This window comes from Pseudomonas sp. DTU_2021_1001937_2_SI_NGA_ILE_001, assembly GCF_032463525.1.
GTDB lineage: Bacteria > Pseudomonadota > Gammaproteobacteria > Pseudomonadales > Pseudomonadaceae > Aquipseudomonas.
Genome location: NZ_CP135971.1, coordinates 2,463,570 through 2,488,020, shown reverse-complemented (window position 1 = coordinate 2,488,020; position 24,451 = coordinate 2,463,570). Strand labels below are relative to the sequence as shown.

The window sequence follows — 24,451 nt, the reverse complement described above, 5'->3', positions numbered from 1 at the left end:
TTTACGGCGTGATTGGCATGTCTGTCGGCTGAATCGGCACGGAATACACCGGCGCCCGCTTCAACAGCGCATCGATGGCCGCGCAGCGGCAGTGCACCAGAAGAATCCGGTCGTAGTGAATGCCCTGGTCGGCCAGCGTGTCGAAGAGTTCCTCCAAGTTCGGCGGCCGGGTGCCGAAGCGGTTGCGCACGGTCAGCACATCCATGGGCGTGGCCGGGGGCAGACCGGGAAAAGTCGCGGCATGGCTGTTGCGTACGCTGTGGCTGACATCGACATAGGTCTCGCTGCCCGAGCCCTGGTATTTGCTCAGGGTGTAGTTCTTCAAGCGCCCGAGCTTCGAGGTGCCGGCCATCAGCCTGTCGGTCATGACCAAGGGCGGCAGCGTCGCCAGTGGGGTGTTGCCGGCTGTCGTGGACAATGCAAAAGCGCTGCTGCGCTGGCGGACTACCTGATGCAGGCCCGGATCGAGCAGAACATGCTGATGCGGTGCGAAGGTGCGGATCTCGGTGCCGTTGGGAATGGCGACGGTCCTGCTCCACGGCAGGTAGTAGCCGTGGGTGCTGACCACCAGAGTCCTGGCCTGCCCGCGCTCCGAGGTCCAGAGCAGGAACTTGCGCCCCAGTTTCCAGGCGTGCACCGCGACACCGCCGAATTGCGGGTGGGCGGCGATGGTCCAGCGCTTGAGCAGCCTGTCGGTATGGAAGAACGGCGCCAGGTGGGTCGGGCGCGGCCTTCTGATGCGGCTGAGCAAGGCCCCCGCGCCCCGCCCGGCGCTGGCAGCGGGCAGCTGCCGGGCAGCAGTGGTGATCTTGTGCAACGCACCGAGCAGGCGTGGGGTGGCCGGGCCGATCCGCCACAGCCCCAGGCTCAGCAGCGCGAGCAGCGCCTGTTGCTTCTCCCGATAGCGGTGGCCGGGCAGTTGGGCGGTGGCGACATCCAGGGCGGTCATGCCCACCTCCAGGGCCAGTGAGGCGAGGGCCGCCGGGCTCAGCACCAGCGACATGGGAGCGACCAGCCATTGCAGGTGACGAAAGACCGCCTGCCACTGACGCAGGCTTTGCTCGGCGGGCGTGACGATCACCTGCCGGGCTCGCTCGAGGGCATTGGCCCTGAGTGTCTCGCAGATGAAGGCAAAGGGCGGGCCGGCCGGCAGGACCTGCTGGAACAGCCCATGTTCGAGGGGCAGGTGATGGTCGGGGTGGTAGAAGTGGTCACTCCAGGGGTGCAGCAGCGAGGCTGGCGGCACCTGCTCCTGCACGCCGCCCCAGAAGCGCAGCAGGTAGCCCAGGCGTTGGTGGTGACGGTCCGGCACATATTGCAGCACCGCCTGTCGCCACTGTTCGTTGGCCATGGCCTGGCGCAGGTAGCGATGCAGTGCCGGCTCGTCGCTGAACTCCATGAACGCCTTGGCCAGGCCTGCCTGGTAGAGCACAAGCGAGTGGCCGTCTGCTGCCATCAGCAGCAACAGGCTGGCACAGGGCTGGCGTTCCAGGCCCTCGAACAATGAACTCTGTACCTGGACGCCCAGCACCGTCCAGCGCGCCTGCGGATCTTCGAGCGCCAGGGCGATTCTGTCGAACGCGGGCCTGCTCAGCAGGCCCAGCTTGAGGCAGATGATCGCCTGATGAACCAGCGCCGTGCGCAAGGTGCGCTCCAGAGCCTGCTGATGGTGTTCCCAGAACGCTTCGATGCGTTGCGTCATCAGAGCCAGGAAGTCGATTCCGGCGATATGCCGTTCCAGCGCCCGCGCCTCGATGGGCAGTTCCTTCGTGGCCTGCCATTGTCCCTTGCCGCTCGGGTCATGCCACACCGCCCAGTGCCCCCCCGTATCGATGTATCCGCCAGGCTCCACGGCCTGAAAGCGCTCGATCAACGCCTGCGGCAGGTCGAGCGGTTCACCGCTCGGCACACGGATGGCGCTACCGGCCTGGCGTACATGGCCCAAGGGCGTGGCCTGGCTGCCGGGGCGCCAGGCCACGAACACCTGCCTGGGGTCCAGATCCAGCCCGTACTGCTCCTGCAGCCAAGCCTTCATCAAGTGGCTGGCGAGCTTCTGAGGCGCGGGTAAGGCCTGCAGCAGCGCCGGGTAGGGTTGCCACAGGTCCATGCCCCCGGCCAGGGTCAGCGCACGGTGTATCGGGTGCAGCGTCATGGCCTGGGCGGGGGTACACCAGATCGCTTCGCCTGCGCTTCGGCTGGCGCGCTGCAGGGCGTTGAACAGATCGCCGCTTACCACCTGCGCCTGGCTCTGCAGCGGTTCATCCAGCCAGGCCTGGTTTTGCTCCAGCCAGTCTCGGTGCCGGGGCGAGGCGTTCATGGCATCGATCAGGCGACGGGTCATGTGCTCGGGGTCGTCACTGATGTATTCGATCGGCGACAGCCCGGAGCCTGGCCGGTGAATGAAGCAGTGCGAGGTGTTGTGCGAGCGCACCTGGAACAGACCGGGCACCGCTTCATCTTCCAGGTACAGCAGCCACAGCTGAGAGCGTTCAGGCTGCCTGCGGCGCTGGAAGGCGGTGAGATCCTCGGGTAATTGCCGATAGCCCATGGCATCCAGGGTCAACTGATGGCCGTCGTGGCTGATCCTGCGCCGATGCCAGTGTCGCTCCAGCTCATCGAGCAGCGCCAGGCGCGCCAGTTCGCGCCAGGTAGCGGTATGCGCCTTCCAGAAGGCTTCGAGCCGGCGTTGTTGTTCACCCTGCCAGTCGAGCTTGATGATCTGCCGCAGCGCGCTGCCAGCCGTCAGCGTCGGCAGGCCGTCGATGGCGACGTCATGGGTCTGGGTCGCCTTGAGCAGGGCCAGCCGTTGCCGTGGGTCGGCGCTGGCGAGGGTGAGTTCCAGCAGCGACAGCGCATAGTCGTCACGTTCGATGTCCTGGTCATCGACCCAGGGATGCGGCGCCTTGATCACCATGCGCAGGCGGGTGGGGTCCAACGTCTGGCCGGTGAGTTCGCGCAAGTACTCACCGAGCTTGCGTCGGGCCACCGTGGGCCAGGGTTCGGGCAGGTCCATCTCCAGTTGCAAGGCGTTCAACAGCAGCGGCGTGCCATGCAGCAGCCGGCCGGCCAGGCTCTGACGCAGCCGGCGCAGGCGCCTGGGCATCTGCGGGGCGGCCAGAGGCGCGGGCTGCAGGTCCGGTAAGCGAGCGTCTGTGGTGACGTACTGGAAAGGCGACAGGGCGAACGCGTCGGCGCTCGGCAGCCCGTCGCTGCGTTCGCGGTCCTGGCCCGGCAGCAGGGCCACGCCGGGCGTGTCAGGGGGCAGGGCGGTGGTGGGCTCGATCATGGCAGTGGCTCGCACAGGCGGGCGGGCCACTATGCAGCTGTCACGCAGGGCAGCGGGGCTATTTATGTATAGCCCCTTGGCCAATACCCTTTGATTGGGCGTTTTGCGGTCGCGGGAGCGGCTTTAGCCGCAATACTGGTCAGTTAGACCGTTGGAGCTTACTCGCGAATGGCAGGCTATCTGGACCGGGTACACCCGCCGCAGCATCAGTGCCCTTTAGTCACCTTTCCGCCTTTACGGCGGGTTACTTTTGGTTTCGGCCAAAAGTAACCAAAAGCCATTGCTCCTGGCTTGGGTCTGCCCTGCGGGCAGACTTCCCTCCTTCCGGCGCCATTCCAGGGGGCCGGCGCAATGGGCCGTCCCTGGCCCAGTGCGCCTAAGCCGGCTTCCCTGCCGGCTTACCCCCTTCCATGACACCTCCACTCGGCCTGCACCGAAGTCGCGTTTTGCGGCGTCTGTGAGGGCGATGCATGAAAAGCAAAAAGCGACGCCAGTTCGGATTGCTTTGGTCTAAAAGATCAGTATTGGCGTTAGCCGCGAAAGCGCCGGGAAATTCACTGCATTTGCTGTGAACATGCGGTCGCTTCGCGGCTGAAGCCGCTCCTGCCCGGCCTGACTGACCCGTATCGCCGCTTAGCCTCAATCGGCTTCCAGCACCACCACGCGCTGTCCGGCACGTACCGCCGAACCCGGCTGCACGCGTACTTCCCGTACGGTTCCAGCCACCGGGGCCAGCAGCGGGATTTCCATCTTCATCGACTCCAGGATCACCAGCACCGCACCGGCCTCGACCCGTTCACCGGGCTGTACCTGAACCTGCCAGAGGTTGCCGGCGATGTGGCTGTCGACCCCCTGATGACCCTCGGCCAGTGGCGCCTCTTCGGTGACCGGCGCGCTGCTCTCCTCGCTGACGAAGTCGGCCTGGCCGTTGGCGATCCAGCGTTCGCGTTCGGCGTTGAAGGCCGCCTGCTGCTGGGTGCGAAAGGCGTCGATACCAGCGGCTTCGCGGGCCAGGAAGGCCTGGTAGTCGGCCAGGTTCAGGTGACTCTGCTCGATGTGCAGCGGGTAGCGGCCCAGCGGGAAATCACGGCGGATGCGCAGCAGTTCTTCAGCGCTGACCGGGAAGAAGCGGATCTGGTCGAAGAAGCGCAGCAGCCAGGGTTTGCCCTCGAACGCCGCGACTTCGCGGTAGCGGTTCCACATCTGCAGGGTCCGGCCGACGAACTGGTAGCCGCCGGGGCCTTCCATGCCGTACACGCACATGTAGGCACCGCCGATACCCACCGAGTTCTCGGCGGTCCAGGTGCGCGCCGGGTTGTACTTGGTGGTCACCAGGCGGTGGCGCGGGTCCAGGGGCGTAGCCACCGGCGCGCCGAGGTACACGTCGCCCAGGCCCATCACCAGGTAGCTGGCGTCGAACACCGTGCGCTGCACTTCATCGAGGTTGGGCAGGTCGTTGATGCGGCGGATGAACTCCAGGTTGCTCGGGCACCAGGGTGCGTCCTTGCGCACCGTGGTCATGTATTTCTCGATGGCCAGCTGGCAGGCCGGGTCGTCCCACGACAGCGGCAGGTGCACGATGCGCGACGGCACCTGCAGGTCGCCGGCGGCGCACACCGCGTCCCATTCGCCGGCGACGACTTCCAGCAGGCGTGCCAGCGGCAGGCGCTCGGGCTGGTAGTGCACCTGCAGCGAGCGGATGCCCGGGGTCAGGTCGATCACCCCGTCCAGCGCCAGGCCTTCCAGGGCCTGCATCAGCGCATGGCCACGGAAGCGCAGCACCAGGTCCAGCTCGGCGGCGCCGATTTCCAGCAGCAGATGGGTGTCGCCCGACAGCCGCGCTACCAGGCGCGTGTCGGCGTGGCCGATGTCCAGCACGATGGGGCTGGGCAGTTCACTGACCGGGCGCGGGGCCTGGTCGCTGGCCTGTGTGGTGCTGCCGATCAGCGCGCGGGCGCTGGCGATGTCTACCGGGTGGAAGCGCACCTTGTCGCCGGCCTTGAGCTGGCCGAGCTGCCACAGGTCGGCTTCGATGATGGTGACCGGGCACACGAAGCCGCCCAGGCTCGGGCCGTCGGGGCCGAGAATCACCGGCATGTCGCCGGTGAAGTCCACCGCGCCGATGGCGTAGGGGTTGTCGTGGATGTTCGACGGGTGCAGGCCGGCTTCGCCGCCGTCGGCGCGCACCCACTCGGGTTTCGGGCCGATCAGGCGCACGCCGGTGCGGCTGGAGTTGAAATGCACTTCCCAGTCGGTGGCCAGGAAGGTGTCCATGTATGCGGCGGTGAAGTACTCCGGCGCGCCATGCGGGCCGTAGATGACCCGCAGGTGGCGCACCGCGCCCAGCTGCGGCAGGTCGGTGTCGGCGATGCGCTGCCCGGTGCTGCGCTCGCTCAGCGGGTTGAAGTGCAGCACGTCGCCGGCGCGCAGGGCGCGGCCGCCGTGTCCGCCGAACTGACCGAGGGTGAAGGTGCTGCGGCTGCCCAGGTATTCAGGCACGTCCAGGCCGCCGCGCAGGCACAGGTAGCTGCGTGCCCCGGCTCCGGCAATGGTGCCCAGTGCCAGGGTGGCGCCAGCCGGAATGTACAGCGCGGTGTTCATCGGCTGTGCGGCGCCGTCGAGGGTCAGCGGGATTTGCGCCCCCGTGACCGCCACCACGGCCTCGCTGTTGAAGCGCAGCAGTGGCCCGCTCATGGTGATTTCCAGGCCCGCGCAGCCTTCCGGGTTGCCCAGCAGGCGGTTGCCCTGGCGCAGCGCCAGGCTGTCCATCGGCCCGGACGGTGGCACGCCCACGGCCCAGTAGCCGAGGCGGCCGGGATAGTCCTGCACGGTGGTCTGGGTGCCGCCGCTGAGCACTTCGAAGGTTTCGGCCTGGTACTGCAGGCCTTCCAGGCAGCGGGTCCAGGGTTGGCCGCTGGCAAAGGGCGCGTCCTGGATGATCTGCCGCAGGTAGTCGCGGTTGGTTTCCACGCCATACAGGCGCGTATCGGCCAGGGCCTGCTCCAGCGCCTGGCTGGCCTGTTCGCGGCTCGCTGCCCAGGTGATGACCTTGGCGATCATCGGGTCGAAGAACGGTGGGATCTCGCAGCCGGCCTCGACCCAGGTGTCGATACGCAGCGCCTGGCCATCGGCAGGCGGGAAACTCACGGCGGTGAGCAGGCCGGGGCTGGGCTGGAAGTCGCGGCCCGGGTCTTCGGCATACAGCCGCGCCTGGATGGCATGGCCCTGCGGGCGCAGGCCGGCCTGCAGCTCGGCCAGCGGCGGCAGGTCGCCGGCTGCCAGTTGCACCATCCAGGCCACCAGGTCGACGCCCCACACCTGTTCGGTCACGCCGTGCTCGACCTGCAGGCGGGTGTTCACTTCGAGGAAGTAGAACTGCCGGGTGTCGCTGTCGAAGACGAATTCCACCGTCCCGGCGCTGCGGTAGTTCACCGCCCGTGCCAGGCGCACCGCCGCCTCGCACAGGGCCTCGCTCATGCCAGCGGGCAGGTTCGGCGCCGGGGTCTCCTCCAGCACCTTCTGGTTGCGCCGCTGCACCGAACAGTCACGCACGCCCAGGGCCAGTACCTCGCCCTGGCCGTCGCCGAACACCTGCACTTCCAGGTGCCGGGCGCGCTGGATGTATTTCTCCAGGAACACCCCAGCATCGCTGAAGTTGTTCTGCCCCAGACGCTTGACCGCTTCGAACGACTCGCCCAGCTCGGCCGCCGTGCGGCACACGCGCATGCCGATGCCGCCACCGCCGGCGGTGCTCTTGAGCATCACCGGGTAGCCGATGGCCTCGGCGGCGGCCAGCGCCGCGTCCAGGCTGTCGAGCAGCTCGGTGCCCTCCAGCATCGGCACGCCATGGGCCTTGGCCAGGGCGCGGGCGGTGTGCTTGAGGCCGAACACGCGCAGCTGTTCCGGGGTCGGGCCGACGAAGGCGATGCCGGCGTCTTCACAGGCCTGGGCGAAGGCGGCGTTCTCCGAGAGGAAACCGTAGCCGGGGTGGATGGCCTGGGCGCCGCTGGCGCGGGCGATGGCGAGGATGCGCGGCACGTCCAGGTAGGTCTGCGCTGCACCGCCTTCACCCAGGCTGTGGGCCTGGTCGGCCTGCAGCAGGTGCAGGCTGGCGGCGTCGGCTTCGGAATACACCGCCACGCCCTTTACATCGAGGGCCTTGAGGGTGCGCAGGATGCGGCAGGCGATGGCGCCGCGGTTGGCGATCAGCAGAGTGTCGAACATGGCAGTTACCCCGGAAACCGGTTCGGGCCGGTTCATGCAGGCAGCGGGCCGTCCCGCTATGGGTCTTGGCACGCAACGGTCGTCCGTTGCGGGTGGCTGGCGTGGGCCGGGGTTCAGTCGCGGATCAGCAGTTGCGCCGGGGTCGGGTTGTAGCCGTTGCACGGGTTGTTCAACTGCGGGCAGTTGGAAATCAGCACGATCACGTCCATCTCGGCGCGCAGCTCGACGTACTTGCCCGGCGCGGAAATGCCGTCTTCGAAGGTCAGGCCGCCCTCGGCGGTGACCGGTACGTTCATGAAGAAGTTGATGTTCGGGCCGATGTCACGCTTGCTCAGCCGGCCATCGTGGGCGCAGGCGCGCAGGTAGTTGTCGCGGCAGCTGTGCATGTAGCGCTTGTCCAGGGCGTAGCGCACGGTGTTGCTCTCCTGGGCGCAGGCACCGCCGAGGGTGTCGTGGCGGCCACAGGTGTCTTCGACGATGGTCAGCATCGGCCGGCCGAGGTTGGAATACAGCACGCTGCCGGTGCTCAGGTAGACGCGCTTCTGGTTGCGCAGGGTGCGCTGCACGTCGTAGCGCTCGCGCGGGTTGGCCAGGCTGAAGAACAGCGTGTCCACCGCCTGGTTGCCTTCCAGGTCGAGAATGCGCACGGTCTGGCCGGCCTTGACCTCGGCCAGGAACGGCTCGCCGGCCGGGATCAGCGGGTTGCAGCAGGTGTGTTCGTGCAGGGACATGGCGGGCTCCTCAGGCGTACAGGCGTTCGGTGTTGATGAAGCCGCGCTCGTTCTCCGGGCGCGAGGTGCGGCAGTGTTCGGCGACGCTGGCGTCGGCCTTCATCCAGGTCAGTTGCACCGGCTGCGGGGCGTATTCGGGATTGGGGTCCATGGGGTGCTGCAGGGCGGTGAGCACCACCAGGGTGTCCATCGGCGCGTACAGTTCGATGTAGTCGCCGGCCTTGGAGTTGCCGGGCACGAAGCTCAGTTCGCCGGTTGCACTGACGCTGACGCGGCTGAACAGGTTGAGGGTCATCAGCAGCTCGCTCAGGCCCAGGTCCCATTTGCCCAGTTCCACCAGCAGGTTGTCGACGCCGTTGCGGAAGAAGCCATTGCGCAGTTCCTGGTAGCGGCCCTGGCCGTATTTCTGCGCGACTTCCTCGGCGTTGAGCACGCCGCCGATGCTGTCGTTCCAGCCGCAGGTGTCTTCGCTGATCGCCGCCAGCACCCGGCCCATGTCCGAGTACAGGCAGTGGCCACGGCTCAGGCGCGCGGTGTGCTGGCACTTGAGGCTGTCCGGCAGGTTCAGGCGCTCGCTCTTTTCATGGGCATTGAGCAGGGTCAGGCTGACGTTGGCGTGGCCGTTGAGGTCGGTCAGGCGCAGCAGCTCGCCGCGCTTGAGGACGAACGAGCGGTGCCCGCCGCCGGGCAGCAGTTCCTCGGCGAATACCGGGAACAGGGTGGTGGAGTCGGTCATGGCAGGTCTCCTGTCAGGCGCCTTGCAGCGCGTCCAGCGCCGCGCGCGCGGCGCGGCGGTCAGTGTTGAGCGGAATGTCGTAGGTGATGCGCGCGCCGTAGGCCCCCGGTTCGTGAGGGTCGACGCGCACCTTGTCGAAGACCAGCAGGCGGGTGCCGAGGTTGAAGCCTTCGGACAGGTCGTGGGTGACCATGAACACGGTCAGCCGGGTTTCCTGCCACAGCTCCAGCAGCAGCGCGTGCATGTCCTTGCGGATGCCCGGGTCGAGGGCGCCGAACGGCTCGTCGAGCAGCAGCACGCGGGGCTTCATGATCAGTGCCTGGGCGATGGCCAGGCGCTGTTGCATGCCGCCGGAGAGCTGCGTCGGGTACTTGTCCAGGGCATGCCCCAGGCCGACCTTGCGCAGCAGCTCGGCGGCCTGCTCGCGGGCCTGGCGCCTGGCCTGGCCGAACAGGCGGCCGAGCAGGCGTGCGCGGGGCAGTTCCAGGCCCAGGGCGACGTTGTCCAGCACCGACAGGTGCGGGAACACCGAGTAGCGCTGGAACACCACGCCACGGCTCGGGTCCGGCTCGCGGGCCAGGGCCTCGCCGCCCAGAGTGATGTGCCCGCGGCTGGGCGATTCCTGGCCCAGCAGCATGCGCAGAAAGGTCGACTTGCCGCAGCCGGAGGCGCCGACCAGGGTGCAGAACTCACCCTCGGCCACGTCCAGGTCGAGGCCTTCGAGCACCACCTGGTCGCCGTACTGCTGCCACACGTTGCGCACTTGGATGAAGCTCATGGGCGGGCTCCTTCGTACCAGGGGAAGGCTTTGCGCGCCAGGCTGCGCAGGCCCAGGTCCATCAGCCAGGCGAGCAGGGTGATCCAGGCCACGTAGGGCAGGATGACGTCCATCGCCAGGTAGCGGCGCACCAGGAAGATCCGGTAGCCCAGGCCGTCGGTGGAGGCGATGGCCTCGGCGGCGATCAGGAACAGCCAGGCCGAACCCAGCACCAGGCGTAGGGCGATGAGCAGGCGTGGCAGCAGTTGTGGCAGCACCACGCGCAGGATCAGCGTCCAGGTCGAGGCGCCGAGGGTCTGCGCCTTGATCAGCAGTTCCGTGGGGATCTCTCGGGCGCGCTGTTCCAGGTCACGCGCCAGCATGGGGGTGATGCCGATCACGATCAGCATCACCTTGGACAGCTCGCCCAGGCCGAAGACGATGAACAGGATCGGCAGGATCGCCAGCGGCGGCACCATCGACAGCACGGTAAGCAACGGCGACAGCGGTGCGCCGAACAGCGGCAGCACGCCCGCTGCCATGCCCAGGCACAACCCCAGCAGGGCGCTGATGCCCAGCCCCAGCGCCAGGCGCTGCAGGCTCGACGCGGTGTCTTGCCAGAGCAGGTAGTCGCCGGTGCGCACGTCGGCCACGAAGGCCATGCGCTTGACGGCATCGAGCATCTGCACCGCGCTGGGCAGCAGCTTGTCGGTGGGGTTTTCCGCCAGGCGGCTGGCCGAACCCAGCAGGTAGGCGAACAGCAGCAAGGCGAATGGCAGCAGCACCAGGAACAGGCGCGCGGCGCGGTCCGGGTGACGGTTGATCAGGCGCATGACGTAGCCCTTTGTCGGTGAGGCGGCTTACAGCGTGCCGTCGGCGGCCATCTGCACGTAGGTCGGGTCGAAATGCAGCTTGAGGTTGCCCTTGTCGCCTTCGGTCACGCCCTTGGCGAAGGTCATGCCCACCGCACTGGCGTCACGCGCGCCTTCGCCGAGCAGGCCATGTTCGAAGGAGAACGCCGCGACCTTGCGCATGGTGCCGGGCAGCTGGGCGCTGGTGACGAAGTCCAGGGCTTGCTTGGGCGTGGCGAACAGTTTGGTGGTGGCCAGCTGCGCTTCGAAGCCGGACAGGTCGGTGCCCGAGGCCTTGGCCATGTGTTCCAGGGCCGCCTTGCTGGCCGCGTTGCGCTGGTTCATCAGCTCGACCACTTCGAACCAGGCGCCGGTCAGGGCTTTGCCCAGCGCCGGGTTGTCCTTCAGGGTCTGGGTGTTGACCACCATCATGTCCATGATCTCGCCGGGGATCTTGCTGGAGTCGAAGACCTGGGTGACGCCCGGACGCGCCTTGATCTCGGCGAGCATCGGGTTCCAGGTGGTCACTGCCTGTACGTCAGGGGTGGAGAAGGTGGCCGAGATGTCCGCGTCGGAGGTGTTGACCACCTTGACGTCGCGCTCGGTCAGGTCGACGGTGTCCAGGGCGCGGGCCAGCAGGTAGTGGGACACCGACAGCTCGACCAGGTTGACGTTCATGCCCTTGAGGTCTTTCACGGTCTTGCCTTCGCCCTTGAGCACGATGCCATCGTTGCCGTTGGAGAAGTCGCTGACCACCAGCGCGGTGCTTTCCACGCCACCGGCAGCCGGGATGGTCAGGGCATCCATGTTGGTCATGGTGCAGCCATCGAACTGGCCGGCGGTGTACTGGTTGATCGACTCGACGTAGTCGTTGAGCTGGGTGACGTCGATCTTGATGCCGTACTTCTTCGCCCACTTGTCGACGATGCCCTGGGTGCCGGCGTACTCCCATGGCATCCAGCCGGCATAGATGGTCCAGCAGACGTTGAAGTGATCCTTGGGCGCTGCCTGGGCCGGGAGGCTCAGTGCCGCGAAGAGACCTGCGGCCAGAAGGCCGGCCAGACGAAACTTGGACTTGTGCGTGGGCATCGTGAGAAACCTCCAGTATGGAAAAGGGCGGCCAGGAGCTGCGCGACACCATGGGTGTCCTGTCTCCCGGGCTTTTATCCCGCCGTGTAACCTCACTGGAGGTCGCTGACTCTCGGACCAGCCACCCGCCTTGCGGCGAGCCGGAACCCTAGTCAGCCATTGCAAATTGTGGTGCCGCGAACCTGAGTTGACTCCTGCACGCTTATCGCTATGCGAGCCGCGTGCCAGTTGCTCAGAAGTGCGGGCTGGCGGGCTTTACGGGCAGTTCTGGGGTTCTGTGCGGCGCCGGGCATGCCTTGTGCTGGTGCAAGGCGCACTGTGATGAGGCGTGAAATGTCTTGTTGCATATTGATGACCGTTGGCAAACCCCCGCCGCGTCGGCGCGCAACCGCTTCAGCGAGGTGGTCGAACGACCAGGCGTTGACCGGGTGTCGCACCGAAGGCGCTTTTTCCGGTCTTATGTCTCGTCCCCCAAAGTATTGGGGGGCGCGTTCAGCGTCGCTGAAACGTGACCCTTGCGGTCCAGGAGGCCGCCCATGTATCGACGATCCCTTTGTGTGCTGCTGATGGCTGTATCCCTGACCGGTTGCTATGCAAGCTCCGGTTATTACGAAACGGATGTCTATACCCGACCTGCTGCATCGACCTATTACTACGCAGGACCCACTTTCTATCAGGAGCGACGTGTCTACGTGGCGCCGCCGCCGCGTTATTACGGCCCACCCCCACCGCCGCCGCGCTACTACGGCCCCCCGCCACCGCGGTATTACGGGCCTCCACCGCCGCGCTACTATGGCCCGCCACCGCCGCGCTATAACGGCCAGCCGCTGCCACCCCGGGTCTACATGCCGGGCCGCCCGCCGGGCCAGGCCTGGGACAACCGCTGGAATGACCAGCGTGACCGCAATCGCTGGAACGACGGTCGTAACGACAACCGCTGGGACGGGCGCCACTGAGCCCGAGAAGGCCCGTCCAGCCGCAGGTAAAGCGCGGCTGGACGGGCCATTTGACTTTGCCGGCCAGCTTTCCTAGTGTCCGCGCATTCTTCATACACGGGCAGGACCATGACCAGCGACGACCGCATCAAACTCGAACCCAGTTGGAAGCAGGCCTTGCGCGAAGAGTTCGACAAGCCCTACATGGGCGAGCTGCGCGAGTTCCTGCGCCAGGAACATGCCGCCGGCAAGCAGATCTTTCCGCCGGGCCCGCTGATCTTCAATGCGCTCAACTCCACGCCGCTGGACGACGTGAAGGTGGTGATCCTCGGCCAGGACCCGTACCACGGTCCCGGTCAGGCCCACGGTCTGTGCTTCTCGGTGCAGCCTGGCGTGCCGGCGCCACCGTCGCTGGTGAACATCTTCAAGGAATTGCAGCGCGACCTGAACATCGACATCCCCAACCATGGCTGTCTGCAGTCCTGGGCCGACCAGGGGGTGCTGCTGCTCAATACCACCCTTACCGTGGAGCGCGGCAACGCTGCCTCCCATGCCGGGCGAGGCTGGCAGCATTTCACCGATAAGGTCATCGAAGTGGTCAGCGCCCACCAGCCGAACCTGGTGTTCCTGCTCTGGGGCGCCCATGCGCAGGGCAAGCGCAAGCTGATCGACGCCACCAAGCACCTGATCCTCACCTCGGTGCACCCGTCGCCGCTGTCGGCCTACAAGGGCTTCATCGGCAATGGGCACTTCGGGCGTGCCAACAAGTTTCTCGAACAGCATGGCCTGACGCCGATCGACTGGCGTTTGCCGCCGCTGTAGGCAGCTTCAGCCGCGCCGGGCATCCCGGCTGAAGCCAGTGCTACCGGTCCAGGGCAGCAGGCTCAGGCCTTTGCCCTGGCCCAGCGCCGGTACAGCGGCTCGGCCAGGAACAGCACCAGCAGCAGACGCATCACCTGCATGGCGGTGACCAGCGGCACCGACAGCTGCAGCACCTCGGCGGTGAGGCTCATCTCGGCGATGCCGCCAGGCATCATGCCCAGGGTCAGCGAGCGCACGTCGAGGTGGGTGAGGGTGCCGAGGATCAGGGCCGCCAGCGCCGCCACCAGCATCATCAGCGAGGTGCCCAGCAGCGTGCGAGCCAGGAACGATGGCGCGCGGCGAAAGAACGCCCGGTTGAAGTGGCAACCCAGGCCGCTGCCGATCAGCAGCTGGCCCAGCTGGCTGCTGCCGTCCGGCAGGCCGAGGCGCAGGTCGCAGAAAATGCTGGCCACAGAGCTGACCAGCAACGGGCCGAACAGCCAGGGGTTGGGTTGCCGGCAGCGCTGCCAGAGCACCGCCATGAGCGCCCCGGCCAGGGTCAGGCCGACCAGCCAGCGCCAGTCGACGTTCAGGGTGTGGGAGGCGAGGGCGCCGTCACCGAGCAGGTACTTGAAGAGGGCCGGTACGCACAGTACCACTGCCAGCACCCGCAGGCTCTGCGCGGCGGCCACGCTGCTGAGTACCGCGCCATTGCGCCCGCCGAGGTTGACCATTTCCTGCGAGCCGCCGGGCATGCTGGAGAAGAACGCCGTCGGCCGGTCTTCGCCGGTGCGCAGCATCAGCCACACGCCGGCCAGGCACGACAGGCCGGTTATCAGTGCACCGCAGAGAATCAGGCCGAAGTGGCCGAGCACCTGCTCGACCACCTCGGGATTGAAATGCAGGCCGATCCCCACGCCGATGATCAGCTGGCCGCATTTGCGGCCACCGGGGATCTGCGCCAGCTGCCAGGGTGTCAGGCAGCGCACCAGGATGACCGCCAGCAACGAGCCGACCATCCATGGCAAAGGCCAGCCGATGAGGCTGGCCAGGTAACCCCCCGCCAGCCCAGCCAGCGGGGTCGCCCACCATGAGCGCCAGGTGCCGTCAGGCATCGGCCAGGGCGCTGCGCTGCTTGGCACGTTTGCGCCAGATGCGTACCAGAGGGAACAGCAGCATCACGACGGTCAGCGACCACACTCCGACGGAGATGGAACTGGACCACAGGATGCCCAGCTCACCGTTGGAGATCGACAGCGCGCGGCGCAGGTTCTGCTCCATCAGGCCACCGAGGATGAAACCGAGCAGGATCGGCGACAGCGGGAAGTCCATCTTGCGCAGGATGTAGCCGAAGATGCCGATGCCGACCATCAGGAACAGGTCGAAGGTGGTGGCATGCACGGCGTACACGCCGATCGCGGTGATGATCGCGATCACCGGTACCAAGGCCCAGTTCGGCACGGCCAGGATGCGGGTGAAGATGCGGATCATCGGAATGTTCAGGATCACCAGCATGACGTTGGCGATGAACAGCGAGGCGATCAGGCCCCAGACGATATCCGGCTGTTGCTGGAACAGCATCGGGCCGGGGGTGATGTTGTACAGCGTCAGTGCGCCGATCATCACCGCCGTGGTGCCCGAACCGGGAACGCCGAGGGTCAGCATCGGTACCAGGGCGCCGCAGCAGCTGGCGCCGATGGCGGTTTCCGGTGCGGCCAGGCCGCGCATGTCACCCTTGCCGAACTCGCCCTTGGCGCCGGCGATGCGTTTCTCGGTCATGTAGGCCACGGCACTGGCCAGGGTCGCGCCGGCACCCGGCAGTACGCCAAGGACGAAGCCCATCAGGCCGCAACGCAGGTTGACGACGAACACCGCCGCCGCTTCCTTCATGTTGAACAACATGCGCCCGGTGGCCTTGACCGCTTCCTGGCCACGATGGGTCTTCTCCAGCAGCAGGAGGATTTCGCTGATCGAGAACAGGCCCAGCACCAGCACCACGAACTGAATGCCATCGGCCAGGTGCACGTCATCACCGGTGAAACGGTATACGCCGCTGTTGGCGTCGATGCCCACCGCCGATAGGAACAGGCCGATCAGCGCCGCGATGAAGGTCTTCAGGGGGCGGTCGCCGGCCATGCCGCCCAGGCAGACGATGGCGAAGACCATGAGCACGAAGTATTCCGCCGGTCCGAAGGCGATCGCCCACTTGGCCAGGATTGGCGCGAACAGCACCATGCCGCAGGTGGCGATGAAGGCACCGATGAACGAACTCCAGGCCGACAGCGACAGGGCGACGCCTGCCAGGCCCTTGCGTGCCATGGGGTAGCCGTCGAGGGTGGTCATCACGGTCGAGGCTTCGCCCGGGATGTTGAGCAGGATCGAGCTGATCCGCCCGCCGTACTCGCAACCCAGGTACACCGCCGCCAGCAGGATCAGCGCCGATTCCGGCGGCAGGCCCAGGGCGAAGGCGATGGGGATCAGCAGCGCCACGCCGTTGATCGGGCCCAGCCCTGGCAGCAGGCCGACGATGGTGCCGATCAGGGTGCCCGACAGGGCAGTGACCAGGTTGTAGGGGGTCATGGCCACGCCGAAGCCCTGGCCGAGGTAGCTGAAAGTATCCATGTCAATTCTCCAGGACGCTGAGCCAGCCCATGGGCAGCGGCACGTCCATGGTTTTGTCGAACAGCACGTACAGGGCGATGCTCATCAGCACCACTACCACGGTGCCGGGCACTGCGCGGCCACCATAGAGCAGGGCCATGGGCACGCCGATGAGAATGCTGCTGAGGATGAACCCCAGGGTTTCGAAGGTGGCGGCGAAGATCAGCAGCAGGCCGATGCAGGCGCCGATCTTGATCAGGGTTTCGCGGTCCAGCGGCGGCTCGTCTTCGGAGTGCACGATGGGCGTAGGACGAAACAGCATGTACAGCAGCGCCAGGCCCATCAGGCCGAGCATCAGCAGCGGAAAGGCACGCGGGCCGACCGGCTCATAGGAAAACGGTGCCTGGTAGGGCCAGGCCATGATTGCCAGCGCGGCGCAGACCAGCAGCAGCGCGGCGGCGAAGAGTCGTTGCAAGACCATGGAAGTCTCCCGGACCGCGCCCTTTGCCAGGCGACGGCCCTTGTCAGTCAGGCGGTGGCGGTCACTGGATCAGGCCGAATTCCTTGGCCAGCTTCTTGTACTCGACGACCTGCTTCTTGACGTAGGTGTCCAGTTCCTCACCGGTCATGGCGAAGGGGAACAGCTCGCGCTGGTCACGCAGCTTGGCGAAGTCTTCCGAGGCCAGCACCTTGTCGAACGCGTCTTTCCACCACTTGTAGTCTTCGTCGCTGACCTTCGGCCCCAGGTAGAAACCGCGTACCACTGGCCAGACGATGTCATAGCCCTGCTCGCGGGCGGTGGGGATGTTCTTCATCTCCGGCTCGTCGATGCGGTTCTCGGCGAACACCGCCAACAGGCGCATGTCGCCGCTGAGGATGTGCGGCATGGAGTCGGAAATGTCGGTACTGCCGACCTGAATGTGGCCGCCCAGCAGTGCGGTAGCGATCTCGCCGCCACCCTCAAGGGCCACGTAGCGCAGGGCGCGCGGGTTGATGCCGGCGGCCTTGGCGATCAGCGCGGTCTGCATCCAGTCCTGGCTGCCCACGGTGCCGCCGGAACCAATCACCACCTTGCTCGGGTCTTCCTTCAGTGCCTTGACCAGGTCATCCAGGGTCTTGTACGGCGAGTCGCTCTTCACGGCGATGGCGCCATAGCTGGTGCCCACGGCGGCCAGCCAGCGCACGGCGTTCTCGTCGAACCGACCGAACTTGCCCTGCGCCAGGTTGAGCAGCGAGCCACTTGACCAGGCCACCAGGGTGCCGGCATCGGCCGGACGCTGGGCGACCACGGCGTTGTACGCCACTGCGCCCACGCCGCCCGGCATGTAGGTGACGCGCATCGGCGAACTCAGCACCTTCTCGTTGATCAGCGCGCTCTGGATCAGCTTGCAGGTCAGGTCGAAGCCGCCGCCCGGCGAGGCCGGAGCGATGCATTCCGGACGCTTGGGTTCGGCGGCGAAGACCTGGGTGGCCAGCAGCAGGCTGCTGGCGGCCAGGGCAAGATGGCGCAGGGATCGTTTCATGGGACAGTCTCCTTTGAACGTTATTTTTGTTGATTGGAAGCTGTGGGCTGCCGATGAGCGATCGGGCAGCCGTATTCGCCGGCGCGTTCAGCGACGTCGGAGCGAAAATGGGTGTGCGAGGCCAGTCGAGGTCACGGCGCATTGGCCGCTCGGGCAGGGGGAGTGGTTCGCGAGACGAGGCGAGAGAGAAAGCAAGGCGGTCCGATGGGCATCGGTCATGGCTGAAAATCCTTTTATTGTTGTTATGTGTGCCCGCGCGCTGATGCGCAGTGGCAGAAGCCCTGTTTTCGGGCGTTTGCTCGATGCTAAAACATCAACCTTTCAGCAACCTTTCAGTTCTGAAAGCTTCGCGGGACGGTTTGGCGGCAATTTGTTTCGGGGCTTCACAGCGGCTGGGTGTGCTGTAACACTTCTGCGGTTTCTTCCCCCATCCCCCCATGCCCGGAGGCCGAGATGCGTGTTTTGCTCGTCGAAGATCACCTGCAACTGGCCGAAAGTGTCTGCCAGGCGCTCAAGCTCGCCGGTCTGACCGTGGATGTGCTGCATGACGGGGTCGCCGCCGACCTGGCCTTGAGCAGCGAAGAGTATGCTGTGGCCATTCTCGACGTCGGCCTGCCGCGCATGGACGGCTTCGAAGTGCTGGCGCGCCTGCGCGGGCGCGGCAAGAACCTGCCGGTGCTGATGCTCACCGCGCGCAGCGACGTGAAGGACCGCGTGCATGGTCTGAACCTCGGGGCCGACGACTACCTGGCCAAGCCGTTCGAGCTTTCCGAACTGGAGGCGCGGGTCAAGGCGTTGCTGCGTCGCAGCGTGCTGGGCGGCGAGCGCCAACAGCGCTGTGGCGCTCTGGTCTACGATCTCGACACCCGGCGTTTCAGCTTGCAGGGCGAGCCCCTGCAGTTGACCTCGCGCGAGCAATCGGTGCTGGAGGTGCTGATCGCCCGCTCCGGACGGGTGATGAGCAAGGAGCAACTGGCCGGGCAGGTGTTCGGCATGGACGAAGAGGCCAGCCCGGACGCCATCGAGATCTACATCCACCGCTTGCGCAAGAAGCTCGACGGGCACGCGGTGGCCATCGTGACCTTCCGTGGCCTGGGTTACCTGCTGGAAAGTCGCGATGCGCAATGACAGCCTGCGCTGGCGCCTGCTTTCGACCCTTGGCCTGTTGCTCACCCTGCTGATGCTGGCCAGTGGCATGAGTGCCTACTGGAATGGCCGGGAGGTTGCCGACACCGCCTACGACCGCACCCTGCTGGCCTCGGCACGCACCATCGCCGCGGGCCTGGCGCAACGCGACGGTACGTTGAGCGCGGACATTCCCTACGTGGCCCTGGACACCTTCGCCTACGACAGCGAGGGGCGCATCTATTACCAGGTCAACGACATCCACAAGCGCTTGATATCCGGCTACGAGAACCTGCCTTCGCCCCCGCCGGGCACGGCGCGCACCGATGACTACCCAGCCCTGGCGACCTTCTACAACGGCGTCTATCGCGGCCAGAACGTGCGCGTGGTGAGCCTGCTCAAGCCGGTCAGCGAACCGGGCATGAACGGCATTGCCGAGATCCGCGTGGCCGAGACCGACGATGCGCGGGTGGGCATGGCGCGCAGCCTGATGGCCGACACCCTGCTGCGCCTGGGCATGCTGGGCGCCGGTGCGATGCTGCTGGTGTGGTTCACCGTCAGCGGCGCGCTGCGCCCGCTGGAACGTTTGCGCAGCGCCGTGGAAGAACGCCGACCGGATGACCTGCGGCCCTTGCCGATGGTCGAGGTGCAGCACGAGCTGCGGCCGCTGGTCAGTGCGCTGAACCACTTCACCGAGCGCCTGCGTCACCAGTTCGAACGTCAGGCGCAGTTCATCGCCGATGCGGCCCACGAACTGCGTACGCCGCTGGCGGCGCTCAAGGCGCGGGTCGAGCTGGGGCTGCGTGAACGCGACCCGCTGCAGTGGCGACATACCCTGGAGTCGGTGGCGCAAAGCACTGACCGCCTGACGCACCTGGCCAACCAGTTGCTGTCGTTGGCACGCATCGAGAACGGTGCGCGCGCCATCGCCGAGGGCGGCGCGCAGCGCCTGGACCTCAGCCAGCTGGCCCGCGACCTGGGCATGGCCATGGCGCCGCTGGCCTATGCTCGCGGTGTAAGCCTGGCGCTTGAGGCCGACGAGCCGGTGTGGCTGCGCGGCGAACCGACGTTGCTCAACGAGCTGTTGAGCAACCTGGTCGACAATGCCCTGGCCCACACCCCCTCTGGCGGAAACGTGGTCTTGCGGGTGCTGGAGCCGGGCATCCTGGAGGTCGAGGACGACGGCCCCGGCATTGCGCCCGAGGACCGCGAGCGGGTCTTCGAGCGCTTCTACACGCGCCAGCCGCATGGCACCGGGACCGGCCTGGGGCTGGCGATCGTGGGCGAGATCTGTCGCGCTCACCTGGCGCAGATCTCGTTGCATGATGGGGCCGAACGAGGCCTGAAAGTGCGGGTGCGGTTTTCCTGAGTGTCCAAGTCACCGCGCCGGGAAAGCCGCCCGGCTGAAGCCGCTATGCGGAAACAGCGCTGAACGCTAGTAGAACAGCCGGCTGGCTTCATCCATGTCAATGGCCAGTTGACCGCCGGCCGGGTCTAGGCCCAGACGAGTGAAGGCCGGCAGGTCGATGATGTCGACCTGGCCCAGCGGGTGGGGAGTGCCCCTGTTGATATGTGCGCTGGCCACCTGCACCAGATCGACGTAGTCGGCCTTGCGCAGCGGCCGGTCCAGTATCTGGAACTGGCTGGGCACGGCAGCCAGGGCTTCCGGGAAATCCCAGGTGTGCAGCAGGCGCTCGCCAATGGTCGGGTGGATGTTGTCGATGACGTGATTGAGGCTGATCGGGTCGGCCAGCAGGTCGAAGTGATCTTCGGCGTAGGTCAGGATCGGCAGGATGCCGATCAGGTGGACCAATCCGGCCAGGGTGGCCTGGTCAGGCTTGAGCGCGGTGTAGCGTTGGCACAGGGTGTAGCTGATGCCCGCCACTTGCAGGCTCTGCTGCCAGATTTCGCGCATTTTCTGCTCGATCACCGGCGATTTGGCATGGAACATCTGTTCCACCACCAGACCGATGGCCAGGTTGCTGGTGTAGTTGATGCCCAGGCGCCGGATGGCGGAACCGACGTCGCTGATTTCGACGCTGCCGCGCAGCATCGGGCTGTTGGCGATACGAATCAGGCGTGCGGACAGGGCGGTGTCGTGACCGATCACCCGGCTCAGCGCGGCGACGCTGATCTCGGTGTCTTCGGCGGCCTGGCGGATCTTGAGGGCAACTTCGGGCAGGGTAGGCAAAAACAGTGCGTCCCGATCAATGGCCTTGATCAGGTCTTTTTGTACCTCAGCAGCCATCTTGCTCATGTTAAGTCTCGTAGCTGTGGGCTCTTGTCAGGGGCCGGCAGGCCATGGGCCTGCCGGTTCGGCTCAGCGTTGGATTTCCAGCTTGCTGTCCAGGGTGTACGGCAGATCCTCGAGGCGCAGCTGCGGTCCTTCGGCGCTGCCCAGATGTACCTGGCCATCTTCGATGGCGTTGTCCTGCAGCACGGCCAGCAGTTCGATGCCGTCGTCGGCTTGCGCAGCGATCACCACATTACCCACGGCGCTGGTGTGCACCGGTGAGAACAGTGGCGTACCTGGCTCGGGCAGGGTGTCGTCAGCCAGGCTGAGGCGGTACAGGCGGCGCTTGAGCTTGCCCAGGTACTGCATGCGCGCAACGATTTCCTGGCCGGTGTAGCAGCCTTTCTTGAAGCTCACGCCATCCACGGCCTGCAGGTTGATCATCTGCGGGATGAACTCTTCACGGGTGGGGCCCAGCACCTGGCCGATGCCGGCACGGATCTGTCCCAGCAGCCAGTCGTTGAGCGGCGCTTCTGGCAGGTGTGCGGCCAGTTTGGTGCGTACTTCTTCGGCCTGTGCGGCAGGCACCCACAGCTCGGCGCGCCCGGCGCTGACCCGGGTGGCGAGCAGCCCGGCGTGGCGCACCAGGCTGTTGGTTTCCGCTGGCAGGTCGAGCCCCAGCGCGGCCAGTGCGCTGTCACCCTGCTGCAGGCCGAAACGTACCCAGGCGGCGCTTTCGTCAGTGAGTTTGGACTTGGAGAACACTGCATACTTGCGCAGGTCGGCCAGTTGCGCCTCGATCAGCTCGCTGGCCATGGCCAGCAGGCAGCCGTCGGTTTCGAAGAGGATGCGGAAGCTCGATTGCATGCGGCCTTTCTGGGTGCAGCGTGCGCCCAGGCCGGAGCGGGTCTCGCTCAGGTAGTTGATGTTGCAGGTCAGTTGGCCCTGGAGGAACTTGCCAGCGTCTACGCCGCGTACGGCCAGGACGCCTTCGTGAGACAACGTGCAGAAGAAAGCTGGGTCGGCCATGGTCATCGCAAAGATCAGAAAGAAATGTCGTACATCATAGTGATGTACCGGGAAGAAAGGTATACGCAAGCCTTTGTCACAGCCTGCCATTCGAGCACGGCGGCAAAGCCTGTATACTCGCCGCCTGATTTCGAGGAGCGATCCATGGTCGATGAAGTAGAACTCAATCGTCTGTTCTGGCACAGCCGCCGCGGCATGCTGGAGCTGGACGTGCTGCTGGTCCCTTTTGTGCGGGAGGTTTACCCGAGCCTGAACGATACAGACCGCGCCTTGTATCGCCGTCTGCTCGACTGTGAAGACCAGGACATGTTCGTTTGGTTCATGCAGCGTGGCGAATCCGAAGACGCCGAGCTGCAGCGCATGGTTCGCATGATTCTGGACCGTGTCCAGCCGCAGTGATCCCTTCGAATGCCGCTGGCGGCCCTCCAGGACGCTGCTGGCGGTCTATCTGACGGCCCAGGTCCTGGCCTGGGTGGCCTTGGGGCTGCTGTCGATTCCCACCTGGCTGGCCCTTTCTGGCTGGCTGCTGTGCCTGGGCCATGCCGCCTGGGTATTGCCGCGTTGCATTCTGTTCACCCATCACCAAGCCTTTCGCGCCTTGCGTCATGGCCCCGATGGGTGGCAGGTCGGTGGCGATGATGGCCGCTGGCGACCGGCCCGCATCTGCGCCGACAGCCTGGTCATCCCCTGGCTGGTGGTGGTGCGATTCAAGCTTGCCGACGAGCGGCGTTTTCTTTGCTTCACCCATTCCCTGTGCATCCCCCGCGACGCCTTGCCGGCCGATGCGCACCGGCGTCTGCGGGTGCGCCTGCGTTTTGCCCGGCATGGCTGAAACCGCTTGCGGGGTGGTCAGCGGGCATGATGTTCCGGCGTCAGTACGGTGTCTGTGGCCTCGGGCAGCATCTGTGGATAGTCCAGGGTGTAGTGCAGACCGCGCGACTCCTTGCGTTCCATGGCCGAGCGGATCATCAGCTCGGCGACCTGGGCCAGGTTGCGCAGTTCGATCAGGTCGCGGCTGACCTTGTAGTTGCTGTAGAACTCGTCGATTTCGTCGAGTAGCAGGCGTACCCGGTGTTGGGCGCGCTGCAGGCGTTTGTTGGTGCGCACGATGCCGACGTAGTCCCACATGAAGCGCCGCAGTTCGTCCCAGTTGTGCGCGATGATCACGTCTTCGTCCGAGTCGGTCACCTGGCTGGCGTCCCAGGTGGGCAGGTGGTTTGGCATGTCAACCTGGTCAAGCTGCGCGACGATGTCGGCGGCGGCGGAGCGGGCATAGACGAAGCATTCCAGCAGCGAGTTGCTGGCCATGCGGTTCGCCCCGTGCAAGCCGGTGCAGCTGGTTTCGCCCACGGCATAGAGGCCGGGCACGTCAGTGCGACCGTGGTTGTCGACCAGTACGCCACCGCAGGTGTAGTGCGCTGCGGGCACCACGGGGATCGGCTCGCGGGTGATGTCGATGGAAAATTCCAGGCAGCGTTCGTAGACGGTGGGAAAGTGCGCCTTGATGAACTCGGCCGGTTTGTGGCTGATGTCCAGGTACACGCAGTCGATACCCAGGCGCTTCATTTCGTGGTCGATGGCGCGGGCCACGATATCCCGGGGCGCCAGCTCGGCGCGCTCGTCGAAACGCGGCATGAAGCGCTCGCCGCTGGGCAGGCGTAGTACGGCGCCTTCGCCACGCAGCGCTTCGGTGACCAGAAAGCTCTTGGCCTGCGGGTGGTACAGGCAGGTGGGGTGGAACTGGTTGAACTCCAGGTTGGCGACCCGACAACCGGCGCGCCAGGCCATGGCAATGCCGTCGCCGGAGGCGCTGTCCGGGTTGCTGGTGTAGAGATAGACCTTGGCCGCACCACCGCAGGCCAGGAGCGTGAAGCGCGCGGCGTGGGTATCGACTTCGCCGGTATGCCGGTCCAGCACATAGGCGCCCAGGCAGCGCTGGCCCGGCAGGCCCAGACGCGGCTCGGTGATCAGGTCGATGGCCACGCGCTGCTCCAGCAGCTCGATGTTCGGGCGCTGGCGAGCCTGAGCCAGCAGGGTGCGGAAGATGGCCGCGCCGGTAGCGTCGGCGGCGTGGATGATGCGTCGATGACTGTGGCCGCCCTCGCGGGTCAGGTGAAAGCCGAAGCCTTGGGCCTGTTCGGGGTCCTCGTCACCGCGGGTGAAGGGCACGCCCTGGTCGATCAGCCACTGGATGGCTTCGCGACTGTGCTCTACGGTGAAGCGTACGGCTTCTTCGTTGCACAGGCCACCGCCGGCATTGAGGGTGTCTTCTACATGGGATTGCACGGTGTCGCTGTCATCGAGGACCGCCGCCACGCCACCCTGGGCCCAGAAGGTCGAGCCGTCCGACAGGTCGCCCTTGCTCAGAACGGCAATGCGCAGGTGTCCTGGCAGGGTAAGGGCCAGGCTCAACCCGGCAGCGCCGCTGCCGATAACCAGGACATCATGCTGAAAATGTAGGCTCATTCATCAAATCCGCTTAGACCAGGCATCGCGTGCCATGGAAGTTCAGTCTTGTCGCCGCCGGAAC

20 protein-coding genes and 1 riboswitch are annotated in these 24,451 nt (G+C 66.1%); of the genes, 6 read left to right on the top strand and 14 right to left on the bottom strand.

Annotated features, from left to right (window positions below; genetic code table 11):
• Position 1 precedes the first annotated feature (1 nt).
• The 7 genes from RRX38_RS10580 to RRX38_RS10550 all read right to left on the bottom strand — a co-directional run bounded on the left by RRX38_RS10580 (position 2) and on the right by RRX38_RS10550 (position 11,674).
• Positions 2–3,286: a dermonecrotic toxin domain-containing protein gene (locus RRX38_RS10580; protein WP_315962459.1), complete on the bottom strand. Its 3,285-nt coding sequence runs from the start codon at positions 3,284–3,286 to the stop codon at positions 2–4.
• Between the two features lie 639 nt (positions 3,287–3,925).
• Positions 3,926–7,510, bottom strand: coding sequence for an urea carboxylase (uca, locus tag RRX38_RS10575; protein WP_315962458.1), 3,585 nt, complete (start codon positions 7,508–7,510; stop codon positions 3,926–3,928).
• 113 nt (positions 7,511–7,623) lie between these two features.
• Positions 7,624–8,241 (bottom strand): urea amidolyase associated protein UAAP2, encoded by a 618-nt coding sequence (locus RRX38_RS10570; protein WP_295473758.1) that lies wholly within the window; start codon positions 8,239–8,241, stop codon positions 7,624–7,626.
• 10 nt (positions 8,242–8,251) lie between these two features.
• Complete coding sequence (locus tag RRX38_RS10565; protein WP_295473756.1) at positions 8,252–8,977, bottom strand: urea amidolyase associated protein UAAP1; 726 nt, start codon at positions 8,975–8,977, stop codon at positions 8,252–8,254.
• A 13-nt stretch (positions 8,978–8,990) separates the two neighbouring features.
• A complete protein-coding gene (locus RRX38_RS10560; protein WP_315962457.1) occupies positions 8,991–9,755 on the bottom strand; it encodes an ABC transporter ATP-binding protein in 765 nt (254 codons plus the stop codon).
• Positions 9,752–10,567 (bottom strand): ABC transporter permease, encoded by an 816-nt coding sequence (locus RRX38_RS10555; RefSeq protein ID WP_315962456.1) that lies wholly within the window; start codon positions 10,565–10,567, stop codon positions 9,752–9,754. Before RRX38_RS10555 ends, RRX38_RS10560 begins: the two co-directional genes overlap by 4 nt.
• A gap of 27 nt (positions 10,568–10,594) precedes the next feature.
• Positions 10,595–11,674 (bottom strand): putative urea ABC transporter substrate-binding protein, encoded by a 1,080-nt coding sequence (locus tag RRX38_RS10550; RefSeq protein WP_315962455.1) that lies wholly within the window; start codon positions 11,672–11,674, stop codon positions 10,595–10,597.
• 61 nt (positions 11,675–11,735) lie between these two features.
• Positions 11,736–11,837: riboswitch (guanidine-I (ykkC/yxkD leader) on the bottom strand.
• Positions 11,838–12,210: 373 nt separating this feature from the next.
• On the opposite strand from RRX38_RS10550, the gene RRX38_RS10545 reads away from it, so the two are divergent.
• Positions 12,211–12,630, top strand: a complete 420-nt coding sequence (locus RRX38_RS10545; RefSeq protein WP_295473744.1) for a hypothetical protein — start codon at positions 12,211–12,213, stop codon at positions 12,628–12,630.
• 108 nt (positions 12,631–12,738) lie between these two features.
• The gene (ung, locus tag RRX38_RS10540) at positions 12,739–13,431 is read left to right on the top strand and encodes a uracil-DNA glycosylase (protein WP_295473741.1); all 693 of its coding nucleotides are present in this window, start codon (positions 12,739–12,741) and stop codon (positions 13,429–13,431) included.
• A 62-nt stretch (positions 13,432–13,493) separates the two neighbouring features.
• Here ung and RRX38_RS10535 read toward each other — a convergent pair whose 3' ends face one another.
• From RRX38_RS10535 to RRX38_RS10520, 4 genes are all read right to left on the bottom strand, one after another.
• Positions 13,494–14,525 (bottom strand): AbrB family transcriptional regulator, encoded by a 1,032-nt coding sequence (locus tag RRX38_RS10535; RefSeq protein WP_315962660.1) that lies wholly within the window; start codon positions 14,523–14,525, stop codon positions 13,494–13,496.
• Complete coding sequence (locus RRX38_RS10530; RefSeq protein ID WP_295473738.1) at positions 14,518–16,032, bottom strand: tripartite tricarboxylate transporter permease; 1,515 nt, start codon at positions 16,030–16,032, stop codon at positions 14,518–14,520. Before RRX38_RS10530 ends, RRX38_RS10535 begins: the two co-directional genes overlap by 8 nt.
• Before the next feature lies 1 nt (position 16,033).
• A complete protein-coding gene (locus tag RRX38_RS10525) occupies positions 16,034–16,492 on the bottom strand; it encodes a tripartite tricarboxylate transporter TctB family protein (RefSeq protein ID WP_315962454.1) in 459 nt (152 codons plus the stop codon).
• A gap of 61 nt (positions 16,493–16,553) precedes the next feature.
• Complete coding sequence (locus RRX38_RS10520; RefSeq protein ID WP_295473732.1) at positions 16,554–17,534, bottom strand: Bug family tripartite tricarboxylate transporter substrate binding protein; 981 nt, start codon at positions 17,532–17,534, stop codon at positions 16,554–16,556.
• A 453-nt stretch (positions 17,535–17,987) separates the two neighbouring features.
• On the opposite strand from RRX38_RS10520, the gene RRX38_RS10515 reads away from it, so the two are divergent.
• Both RRX38_RS10515 and RRX38_RS10510 read left to right on the top strand, forming a co-directional pair.
• Positions 17,988–18,662 (top strand): response regulator, encoded by a 675-nt coding sequence (locus tag RRX38_RS10515; RefSeq protein WP_295473729.1) that lies wholly within the window; start codon positions 17,988–17,990, stop codon positions 18,660–18,662.
• Positions 18,652–20,028: a sensor histidine kinase gene (locus tag RRX38_RS10510; RefSeq protein ID WP_295473726.1), complete on the top strand. Its 1,377-nt coding sequence runs from the start codon at positions 18,652–18,654 to the stop codon at positions 20,026–20,028. Before RRX38_RS10515 ends, RRX38_RS10510 begins: the two co-directional genes overlap by 11 nt.
• A 66-nt stretch (positions 20,029–20,094) precedes the next feature.
• Here the strand turns inward: RRX38_RS10510 and RRX38_RS10505 are convergent, their stop codons facing one another.
• Together RRX38_RS10505 and RRX38_RS10500 are read right to left on the bottom strand one after the other, a co-directional pair.
• Positions 20,095–20,916: an HDOD domain-containing protein gene (locus RRX38_RS10505; protein ID WP_295473723.1), complete on the bottom strand. Its 822-nt coding sequence runs from the start codon at positions 20,914–20,916 to the stop codon at positions 20,095–20,097.
• Positions 20,917–20,979: 63 nt separating this feature from the next.
• Positions 20,980–21,921 carry a folate-binding protein YgfZ gene (locus tag RRX38_RS10500; RefSeq protein WP_315962453.1) on the bottom strand — a complete coding sequence of 314 codons (942 nt, stop codon included), beginning with the start codon at positions 21,919–21,921 and terminating at the stop codon, positions 20,980–20,982.
• A 144-nt stretch (positions 21,922–22,065) separates the two neighbouring features.
• Here RRX38_RS10500 and RRX38_RS10495 point away from each other — a divergent pair, with 144 nt between their 5' ends.
• Together RRX38_RS10495 and RRX38_RS10490 are read left to right on the top strand one after the other, a co-directional pair.
• Entirely contained in the window at positions 22,066–22,320 is a 255-nt protein-coding gene (locus tag RRX38_RS10495; protein ID WP_315962452.1) for a succinate dehydrogenase assembly factor 2, read from the top strand.
• Entirely contained in the window at positions 22,304–22,753 is a 450-nt protein-coding gene (locus tag RRX38_RS10490; RefSeq protein WP_315962451.1) for a protein YgfX, read from the top strand. Before RRX38_RS10495 ends, RRX38_RS10490 begins: the two co-directional genes overlap by 17 nt.
• Positions 22,754–22,770: 17 nt before the next feature.
• On the opposite strand, the gene nadB is transcribed toward RRX38_RS10490, so the two are convergent.
• Positions 22,771–24,387: an L-aspartate oxidase gene (gene nadB / locus RRX38_RS10485; RefSeq protein ID WP_315962450.1), complete on the bottom strand. Its 1,617-nt coding sequence runs from the start codon at positions 24,385–24,387 to the stop codon at positions 22,771–22,773.
• Positions 24,388–24,451: the final 64 nt, after the last annotated feature.

Coding starts and splice junctions, on each gene's coding strand:
- RRX38_RS10580 (WP_315962459.1), bottom strand. CDS start 3,286: ATGATCGAGCCCACCACCGCCCTGCCCCCTGACACGCCCGGCGTGGCC.
- nadB (WP_315962450.1), bottom strand. CDS start 24,387: ATGAGCCTACATTTTCAGCATGATGTCCTGGTTATCGGCAGCGGCGCT.
- RRX38_RS10525 (WP_315962454.1), bottom strand. CDS start 16,492: ATGGTCTTGCAACGACTCTTCGCCGCCGCGCTGCTGCTGGTCTGCGCC.
- RRX38_RS10520 (WP_295473732.1), bottom strand. CDS start 17,534: ATGAAACGATCCCTGCGCCATCTTGCCCTGGCCGCCAGCAGCCTGCTG.
- RRX38_RS10510 (WP_295473726.1), top strand. CDS start 18,652: ATGCGCAATGACAGCCTGCGCTGGCGCCTGCTTTCGACCCTTGGCCTG.
- RRX38_RS10560 (WP_315962457.1), bottom strand. CDS start 9,755: ATGAGCTTCATCCAAGTGCGCAACGTGTGGCAGCAGTACGGCGACCAG.
- RRX38_RS10535 (WP_315962660.1), bottom strand. CDS start 14,525: ATGCCTGACGGCACCTGGCGCTCATGGTGGGCGACCCCGCTGGCTGGG.
- RRX38_RS10495 (WP_315962452.1), top strand. CDS start 22,066: ATGGTCGATGAAGTAGAACTCAATCGTCTGTTCTGGCACAGCCGCCGC.
- uca (WP_315962458.1), bottom strand. CDS start 7,510: ATGTTCGACACTCTGCTGATCGCCAACCGCGGCGCCATCGCCTGCCGC.
- RRX38_RS10555 (WP_315962456.1), bottom strand. CDS start 10,567: ATGCGCCTGATCAACCGTCACCCGGACCGCGCCGCGCGCCTGTTCCTG.
- RRX38_RS10550 (WP_315962455.1), bottom strand. CDS start 11,674: ATGCCCACGCACAAGTCCAAGTTTCGTCTGGCCGGCCTTCTGGCCGCA.
- RRX38_RS10515 (WP_295473729.1), top strand. CDS start 17,988: ATGCGTGTTTTGCTCGTCGAAGATCACCTGCAACTGGCCGAAAGTGTC.
- RRX38_RS10505 (WP_295473723.1), bottom strand. CDS start 20,916: ATGAGCAAGATGGCTGCTGAGGTACAAAAAGACCTGATCAAGGCCATT.
- ung (WP_295473741.1), top strand. CDS start 12,739: ATGACCAGCGACGACCGCATCAAACTCGAACCCAGTTGGAAGCAGGCC.
- RRX38_RS10500 (WP_315962453.1), bottom strand. CDS start 21,921: ATGGCCGACCCAGCTTTCTTCTGCACGTTGTCTCACGAAGGCGTCCTG.
- RRX38_RS10565 (WP_295473756.1), bottom strand. CDS start 8,977: ATGACCGACTCCACCACCCTGTTCCCGGTATTCGCCGAGGAACTGCTG.
- RRX38_RS10530 (WP_295473738.1), bottom strand. CDS start 16,032: ATGGATACTTTCAGCTACCTCGGCCAGGGCTTCGGCGTGGCCATGACC.
- RRX38_RS10545 (WP_295473744.1), top strand. CDS start 12,211: ATGTATCGACGATCCCTTTGTGTGCTGCTGATGGCTGTATCCCTGACC.
- RRX38_RS10570 (WP_295473758.1), bottom strand. CDS start 8,241: ATGTCCCTGCACGAACACACCTGCTGCAACCCGCTGATCCCGGCCGGC.